The organism is Streptomyces sp. NPDC058157 (genome assembly GCF_042884105.1).
Lineage (GTDB): Bacteria > Actinomycetota > Actinomycetes > Streptomycetales > Streptomycetaceae > Streptomyces.
The window spans coordinates 1-8333 of the sequence record NZ_JBHVUQ010000200.1 but is presented as its reverse complement, the minus strand read 5'-3'; the positions used below and the strand labels follow the sequence as shown (position 1 = coordinate 8333).

Sequence of the window (8333 nt, the reverse complement as noted above, 5' to 3'; positions counted from 1 at the left end):
GTCCGAGCCCCCCTCGGAGACGGCCACCGAGCCCTAACCCCCCCCCCCCCCCCCCACGCCGCCCCCCCCCGGCACCCGCCCGGCCCCCCCCCGCCCCCCCCCCGCCGCCCCGGGGCGGGGGGTCGTGGGGGGCCCACGGCCCTTTTTTCAGCCGGACTTGCGGCGGAAGGTGCGGCTCTGGCCGTTGGGGCCGCTGGAGCCCTTGATCTTCAGCCGGTTCTGGTGGTGGGCCTGCTGGGAGCGGGCGCTCTGGGCCTTGCGCTCCAGTGCCTCGCGGAACTTGTCCTTGGCGTCGGGCTCGGCCGCGGCGGGCTGGTCTTCCGGCGTATCGGTCATGGTTGCCTCCTGGGCCCGGACGTGCGGATGTACTGCCGGGGCCCGTCAGTGTCGCAGCCGGTCGGGTACACGGCGACCCATTTTCGGATCAATGGCGTCATTAGGGATCCAGGACTCGGGGAACGGGACCCGCCGCCACCGGCTGGGACGCCGGGGCGCGCAGCACGGGCGAACGCAGGCGGGTCACCGGGTCGCCGTCGGCGCGCAGGTCCGGGAGGGTCTCGGCGAGGGTGCGCAGGGCGGCCCGGGCGATGGGCTCGACCAGGTGCGCGGACAGCCCGAAGTGCAGGTCGGCGCAGAGGCCGAAGGGCAGGGCGTCCGCCGCCGCCAGCGGGTCGCGGTTGACGGCGGCGACGAGGAGGGTGACGCGGGCGCCCACCGGGAGCGCGGTCCCGGCGAGGGTGACGGCGCGGCGCACGGCCCGGGACTCCAGCCGTACCGGGGGCGCCGTGCGCAGGGTGCGTGCGAGGGCCTCCCCCGCCCGGTCCGGGTCGTCGGCCAGCCGCCGCCAGCCGCCGGGTTCGCCGAGCAGGAGGCGGACGGCGTTGGAGACGAGGACGGCGGTGGGCTCGGCCGCGCCGAGGGCCGTGATCCGCGCGGCGCGCAGGGTGTCGGCCGTGGGCCGGTGGAGGGCTTCGGCCAGCAGGCCGGCCAGGGCTCTCTCGGCGGTCTCCCCGGCCCGCGCGGCGGCGTGGCCCTGCGGGCACAGCAGGCCGTCGAGGGTGTGGCGGCAGTCGGACAGCAGGCGGCGGAACCGCTCGTGCGCGGCCTCGGGGAGGCCGAGCTGTTCGGCGAGGACCGGGCCGGTGAGGCGGCGGGCGTAGTCCTCGGCGAGGTCGAAGCGCCTGCCGAGGGCCGCCAGGAGCCTGCGGGCCCAGGTGGCGGTCCGCTTCTCCAGCCGGCCGGCGTCCTCCGCCCACACCAGGGGCCCGCCGAAGCCGGTGAGCGCGGCCAGCGGCCGGGCCGAGGCCCGGTCGAGGGTGAGGACGGCGCTGCGGAAGGGGGGCGGGCCGCCGGCGGGGCCGGGGGCGTCGAAGGCGGGGTGTGCGAGGACCTCCTCGGCGACGGCCCGGTCGGCCGTCACCCAGGTGTCCGCCAGGGTGCTGCGGTGGAGCGGGCCGAGGGCGCGGACGGCCTCCTCGGCGGCGTCGGGCGTGCCGGTGCCGGTGCGCAGGACCCGGGCGTACGGGTCGGCTTCGAGGGCGGCGAACCACTGCGCGGCCCGGGCGAGTTGGTTCCTGCGGGCCCGGCGGGCGGTCTCCCGGCCGCTGTCCCCGGTCAGCAGCTCGGAGCTCATGTTCCGCCCAGCATGCCATCCCGCCGGACGCGGGGGCGCCGGGCGCGCGGGCGGGGCGCCCCGGTTGCCCCGCCCCTCCCCCGGGTCAGGCGGCGGTGGCCGGGGCGTGCTCGGGGAGCGATTCGTACAGGCCCTGCTCACGGGTGGCGAGGACGGCGATCTCCCGGGCCAGTTCGCGGAAGTCCTCGCTGGTCACGGCGGCGCGGTGCGCTGCGGTGTCCTCCCAGACGGAGAGTTCCACGAAGAAGTTGGCGGTGCCGACCAGACGGAGCGTCTGGTGGCTGACGCAGCCGGGCTGGGCGCTCACGAAGCGGGTGAGGCGGTCCTCGGCGTCGATGAAGCGCACCAGGTCGCCGTGGACGTTCAGCTTGTTGACGTAGGTCACCATGACGGCGCTCCTCGGTTCGGTCTCGGGGGTCGGGCGGGTGGGGTCAGGCAGTCGCCTCGGCGGCCGCGCGGGTGCGGACGCTGCGGCGCAGCACCCCCCGTACGGGCTTGCCGACGGGGGTGCGCGGGACCGCGTCGATGGCTTCGACGCGGCGGATCCGTTCGAAGGGCGCCAGGCGCTCGTTGGCGCGGGCGGCGATCTCCGCCAGCAGCGGCGCGGGGTCGCCCGCGCCGCGCTCGCGCAGGACGACGCCGGCCCAGGTGACGGCCCCGTGCACGGCGTCGGGCCAGCCGACGACCGCGCACTCGGCGACCCGGGGGTCGGCGCCGAGGACCCGTTCGACGGCGCTGGGCGAGACGAGTTCCCCGTCGTGGAGGAAGACGTCCCCGAGCCGGTCGACGAGGAACAGCTCCCCGTCCGGGCCGATCCGGCCGACGTCACCGGTGGGGAACCAGCCGTCGGGGCCGGCCGGCGCCTCCGCGGTGCCCAGGTAGCCGGCCATCAGCTGCGGGCCGCGCACCTGCACCTCGCCGGTCTCCCCCGGCGGCAGCGGGAACCCGGTGTCGGGGTGGACGACGCGGCATCCGGTGCCGGGCACGGGGGTGCCGACGGAGCCGGTGCCGGTCGTGCCGTCGGGGCGCTGGCAGTGGGTGAGCGGGGAGAGTTCGGTCATCCCGTAGCCCTGGACGACGGGGACGCCGAGCCGGTCGGCGAGGGTGCGGGCGGCCGCCGGGTTGAGGGCGCTGCCACCCGAGAGGACCGCGGTCAGCCGGGGTCCGGCGGGCAGGCCGGGGAGCGGGCCGCCGCGCAGCCGCTCGTCGGCGGCGAGCCGGTGCAGGCGGGCGGGCAGCCCGTAGTAGTGGGTGGCGCCGGCCTCTTCGGCGAGGGCGAAGGAGGCCAGCGGGTCGGGGTCGGGGCACAGCACCTGGCAGGCGCCCGCGTAGACGGCCGAGTTGAGGTGCATCGGCTGGTACAGCGGGAGGTGGTTGAGGGTGGTGGAGTCCTCGCCGAGCCGGTGGGCCAGGGCCGTCTGGACGGCGTTGGCGACGAGGTTGCGGTGGGTCAGCCGGACGCCCTTGGGGCTCGCGGTGGTGCCCGTGGTGAACTGGACGCATGCCTCCGCGTCGAGGTCCACGGAGACGGCCGCGCGCGGGGCGGCGGACCCGGCGGCCGGTGCGACGGCGTCGAGGACGAGGTCCAGCGGGACGGCGGCGCCGGGCAGCGGGCCGCCGTCCTCGGCGCCGGTGACCAGCACCAGGGACAGGCTCTCGGGCCGGTCGGGCAGCGCGCACAGCGCCTCGGCGGCGGCCCGCGGGGCGAAGGCCAGCTCGGCACCGGCGGCGGCGAGCACCTTCGCCGTCCGGGCGGGCGACAGCAGCGGGTTGAGGACGACGACGGTGTTGCCGCTGCGGACGGTGGCGTAGTAGGCGGCCGCGAACTCGGCGTCCAGGGTGTTCACGACGGCCACGCGCGCCCCGCGCCGGCCCACCGAGCACTCCAGGTAGGCGGCGATCCGGTCGGCGCGGGCGTCGAGCTCCCCGAAGGTGAGGCTCTGCGCGCCCACGCGCAGCGCCGGGGCCCCGGGGGCCCGCAGCGCCGCACGGCGCAGCAGCCCGTCCAGCGGCAGGTGCGGCAGTCGCGGCAGTTCGGGATGGGCGGTTGTAGGCACGGCTCTGCTCCCCTCTGCACTGCGTCCCGACGGGCGGCAGGGCCCTCCCACGGTCCCCGCCGCCACTCGGCATCCACTCCAGAACCACTCGAACCCCTCTGGTGCGACCCTGGTCCCCCTCTCCGGATCCACTCGCGGCCCACCGAGGTCAGCCCCCGTCGGGAACGCGAAGCCGGCCGGGCAACCCGGTCCGGCCTCCCCTCCGGAAGCCCGCCCCCGACCGCCGCCGCGCGACGGCGGCACGTTCGCGGCCGGCGGCCGCAACCGGCGGACGCCTCCGACCTGCCACCCGCCCACCCCGGCCCCCGACAACCGACGGCGATCCCACGAACGCCGGCCCTTCGGCCCGGCCCGGAACCAACCCCGCGGCGCACGACCGCCGACGCCGTCCGACCACCGGCTGCACCAGCCGAAACCGAGCCTGAGACCACCGCCGCGCGTGCACGGTCGCCGACGACCAGGCGCACCGGCCCCGATCCGCAGAACACCCCCACGGCCGCCGCCAAGGCCGCGGCGAACCCGCCGTCGGCCGACGGCCCCGCCCACCACCCGATGCGCGTCCGGCGCCCACGGAGGCCCCGACCGCAACCGCCCCCGCCACCCGTCCGACCACCGCATGCGCCAGACGGAGCCGGCCCGGTCCGCAGAGCACCCCCACGGCCACTGCCGGGCGGCCGGCTTCAGGGCTGCGGCGGGTTCGCCGACGGCTCCGACGGCCGACCGACGGCCTCGGCCCCGCCGCCCAACCGGGCCGACCCGGGATCGGCGCCGCGGCGTGCGGTCACCAGCCCGACCACGGCCGTCCCCGGAACCCGTCCGCCCACCGGCTGCGCCAGCCGAAACCGAGCCTGAGACCACCGCCGCGCGTGCACGAACGCCGACGACCAGGCGCACCGGCCCCGATCCGCAGAACACCCCCACGGCCACTGCCGCGCGGCAGGCTTCAGGGCTGCGGCGGGTTCGCCGACGGCGCCGACGGACGGCCTCGGCCCCACCGCCCGACCCGGGATCGGCGCCGCGGCGTGCGGTCACCAGCCCGACCACGGCCGTCCCCGGAACCCGTCCGGCCACCGGCTGCGCCAGGCGGAGCCGAACCGGTCCCGAGGGGACGGCCCCGCGGCCGCCGGCACCGCTCGCGACCCGACCTGCGCGCCGCGCGGCAGCCCGCCCGGTCACCCGCAGGGCCCGCCCTACGGACGCCGGCGTGCGGCCGCCGTCAGGGCTGCGGCGAGTTCGTCGTCGGTGGCGGCGACCGCCACCGCCGGGCGGGCCCAGCCGTACGCGGCCACCCGGCCCGCGATCTGGTGCGCGAGATCCGCGACCTCCGGGTACCCGCCCAGCACGACGGGCTCCCCGGCCGCCAGCGCCGGGGCCAGCGCAGCCAGGGCGGCCGAGGCCCGGGGGGCCACGGACAGCAGGGCCCGCCTCCCGCGCCGGCCGCGCACCAGGCCGTCGTAGCAGTCCTCGGCCGCCCCGGGCGGCCGCAGCAGGCAGACCAGCCCCGTCCCGGGGGCGGCCGCCGTGCGCAGGGTGCGCGGCACGGGGTCGGGGGGCGCGGCCGCCAGCGGCACCGGGGCCCCGTCCAGCAGCCGGAGCGCCTCGGCGACGGTGGTCCCGGGGTCCGCGTCGACCGGGAGGCCGCGCAGCAGCCGGGTGGTCTGCCAGAGGAGCTCGGCGGCGTCGCCGTCGGCGATCCGCGTCCGGTCGTGGACGAGCGTCAGCAGCAGCCCGCCGTCCGGGTCGTGCCGGGCCGTCAGCACCAGCGGCGTCCCCGTGTAGGCCTCGCACTCCTCCGCCGGGAGCGGCCCCCGGGGCCCTTCCGTCCCCACCGGGAACGAGGGCCCCTCGAACGGCCCCGGCTCGGACGCAGCCCCGGCCCACGGCCCCACCGGCAACGAGGAACCCCCGAACGGCCCCACCGGGAACTCGGGGTCCACGAACGGCCCCGCCAAGCCCCCGGGGTCCGCGAACGGCCCCGCCGGAGACGAGGAACCCCCGAACGGCCCCACCGGGAACTCGGGGTCCACGAAGGGCCCCGCCAAGCCCCCGGGGTCCGCGAACGGCCTCGCCGGAGACGAGGGACCCACGAGCGGACCCGCCGGGGACTCGGGGTCCGCGAACGGCCCCGCGTCGGGCTCAGGGCCCGCCAGCGCCCCCGCCGGGGACTCGGGGCCCGCCAACGGCCCCGTCGCTGACGGCCCCGCCAGGGAGGCAGGTTCCGCCCACGCCCCCGCCCCGGAAGCCGGCCCCGGAGGGCGGGTGTCGGTGGTCATGGGCCCGGGAGGGGGCGGGAGGCGGGGTTCCCTCGGGGGGAGGAAGGCCAGCAGGGACTCCGTGAGGGGTTCGTACGGGTCGCGGCCCGACCAGCGGTGGACCTGGCCGGCCGACACCCACTCGTACGCCGCGAGGTCCACCGCCCGCCCCGCCAGGGCGGACAGCAGGTCCGCGACGGTGCCCCCGGGGCGGACCTCCACACCCACGGGCAGCGCACCCTGCAGCGGCCCCGGCAGCCGGTCGGCCCCGTCGAGGGGGATGCCCCGGCCGGACACGGCGGCGCCGAACGCCACCGGCACCGGATCCGGCCCGCCGTCGGCCGCCCGGTACAGCAGCAGCGCCCACACCGCCTGGAGGGCGGTGCTCTCCGCGGCCCCCCGGGCGGCGGCCCAGCCGCGCAGCCGGGCCGCTTCGGCCGGGGTGAGCCGCTGCCGGGCCCGGCCGTGCCCGCGCTGGTGCGTGGGCCGGCCGCGGTCGCCGGCCGGGAGGGTGGCGGAGCCCGCGGGCGGGGCGGCACGGGCCCAGAACTCCCGGGCGGGGGCCCGGTCCCGGGCGCCGATCCACTGGAGGTGGTCGCGCAGGTCGGGCCGCCGCTCACCGCCCCGGGCGCGCCCGTCGGCGGCGTGGGCCCGGTGGAAGGCCCGGACGAGCTGCTCCGCGCCGACCGGGTCGAGGAACGCCCGGTGGTACGTGAGCAGGACCCGCGTCGAGCCGTCGGGCTCCGCCAGGAGGGCGATCCGCAGCGGGTCGGGCCGGGTCAGGTCGAACTCGCGCATCCGCTCGGCGGCGAGCAGCGCCTCCCACTGGGCGCCGCCCACGGGGTGCCGCACGATCAGCGGACCGGCGGCCGGATGGACGGCGAACCCCGGCAGCCCGGCGCCGGCCCCCGCTCCGGAGACGGCCGGCGCCAGCCCGGTCCGCAGCACCGCCTCCTGGTCGGTGACGGCCTGCCAGGCCCGGGTGAACCGCTCGGCGTCGAACGGCCCGGGCAGCCGCCAGTGCAGCTGCCCGGTGTGCAGGCCGCGGCCGGGGTGGGTGAGGCCGTCGAGGAGCACGTCGACCTGGAGGGGGGCGGCGGGGTGGACCCGCGGCCGGGGTGCGGCGAGGGCCCGGGACGCCGTGGCCCGGCGCGGGCCGTCGCCGGGGCGGCCGGTCACCGCCTCGCGCTCAGGCTCGGGACGGCCGTCTCCGCGTGCCGCCGGGCCAGGTGCAGGACACGGGTGCCGGCGCCGCCCAGGGCGCGCCGTACGTGGTCGCGGGCCTGGGCGAGGTCGGCGCCCGGCCCGAGCACCGGCTCGATGTCCTCGGCGCGCAGCAGCACCCGGTGGCTGGCGACGGCGGTGACCCCGCTCTCGTCGGGGTCGACCGACCATTCGCCGGTGTGGGCGGCGAGCAGCCGCGGGGTGCGGGTCCGCTTGTAGACGATCCGCCCGGCGTGCGGGAGACAGATGCGTACGGACTCGCTGGTGTCGGTGGTGCCGTCGGCGGCCCGGGTGTCCATGGTCAGCAGCTGGACGCCCGTCCGGTCCTCGACCACGTGTGCGCGGGTGACCTCGGGCAGGTGGGCCGGCCAGTCACCGGCCCGGTACAGGAAGTCGTAGACGAGCTCCGGGGGGCCCTCGACGCGCACCGAGTCCTCGAAGGACAGCAGCAGGCCGTCCAGGGCGGTCCACTGCTCGGCGGTCCGCTTCAGCTGCTCCAGTTCGGCGTGGCTGTTGGCGTCGGTGGCGTCGGCGAGCCACCGGGCGCCGGTCTCGTCCCCGGCGGCCGTCGCGAACCGGTGGTGCAGGGTCAGCCGGGAGCGCCCGCCGGCGAGTTCGGCGACCTCCCAGCGGCCCGCCATGGCGGTGGCCGGGGGCGCCGGGACCTCCTGGTGGAAGTCGATGGTCCGCCGTGCGGGGTCCAGGGAGCGCCGGGACACCCAGGACGTGACGGTCCCGCCCGCGGTCGCCCACATCCCGAAGCGGTCGCTGGTCCCGTCGAAGTCCAGCCGCTCCACGTGGATGCTGGGCGGGACGAACAGCGGCCACTGGGTCGTGTCCGCGAGCAGCGCGTAGACCACGCCCGCGGGGGCGGACACGTCCACGGAGTACGACGTGTGCTGCACACGCTCACCTGACATCGGTTCCCACCTCTCTGCCTCGGTCCACCAACTTCGCGGGAGTCGGCGGAGCTCCGCTCGAAAGGCCCTGGACCCCGGCTGCACGGGCCGTCCACGGCCTCTCAGGAGGCCTTGCGGGGATCCCACAACCCGTGCGGGGATCCCACGGCCCGTGCGGGGGGGTGCCCCTATGTGTTTGGTCAAGGTCGAGGGCCAGTAGGTTCGTGTGGTCGAGGACGGGGTCGAGCCGTAGGGGTGTGCATGGGTG

General features: G+C 78.3%; 6 protein-coding genes. All 6 read right to left on the bottom strand.

All coding sequences use genetic code 11. From position 1 onward, the window contains the following. Positions 1-147: 147 nt before the first annotated feature. The 6 genes from ACFVXK_RS32160 to ACFVXK_RS32135 all read right to left on the bottom strand — a co-directional run bounded on the left by ACFVXK_RS32160 (position 148) and on the right by ACFVXK_RS32135 (position 8086). A complete protein-coding gene (locus ACFVXK_RS32160; RefSeq protein WP_389618713.1) occupies positions 148-336 on the bottom strand; it encodes a DUF5302 domain-containing protein in 189 nt (62 codons plus the stop codon). A gap of 100 nt (positions 337-436) precedes the next feature. Beyond that, positions 437-1633, bottom strand: a complete 1197-nt coding sequence (locus tag ACFVXK_RS32155) for a hypothetical protein (protein WP_389618710.1) — start codon at positions 1631-1633, stop codon at positions 437-439. A gap of 85 nt (positions 1634-1718) precedes the next feature. Next, entirely contained in the window at positions 1719-2021 is a 303-nt protein-coding gene (locus ACFVXK_RS32150; RefSeq protein WP_389618707.1) for an antibiotic biosynthesis monooxygenase family protein, read from the bottom strand. A 43-nt stretch (positions 2022-2064) separates the two neighbouring features. Continuing rightward, entirely contained in the window at positions 2065-3690 is a 1626-nt protein-coding gene (locus ACFVXK_RS32145; protein ID WP_389618704.1) for a class I adenylate-forming enzyme family protein, read from the bottom strand. Positions 3691-4880: 1190 nt separating this feature from the next. Then, positions 4881-7121: a condensation domain-containing protein gene (locus ACFVXK_RS32140; RefSeq protein ID WP_389618701.1), complete on the bottom strand. Its 2241-nt coding sequence runs from the start codon at positions 7119-7121 to the stop codon at positions 4881-4883. Continuing rightward, positions 7118-8086 carry an aromatase/cyclase gene (locus ACFVXK_RS32135; protein ID WP_389618698.1) on the bottom strand — a complete coding sequence of 323 codons (969 nt, stop codon included), beginning with the start codon at positions 8084-8086 and terminating at the stop codon, positions 7118-7120. The genes ACFVXK_RS32140 and ACFVXK_RS32135 overlap by 4 nt, the downstream gene beginning before the upstream one ends. Between the last annotated feature and the right edge of the window lie 247 nt (positions 8087-8333).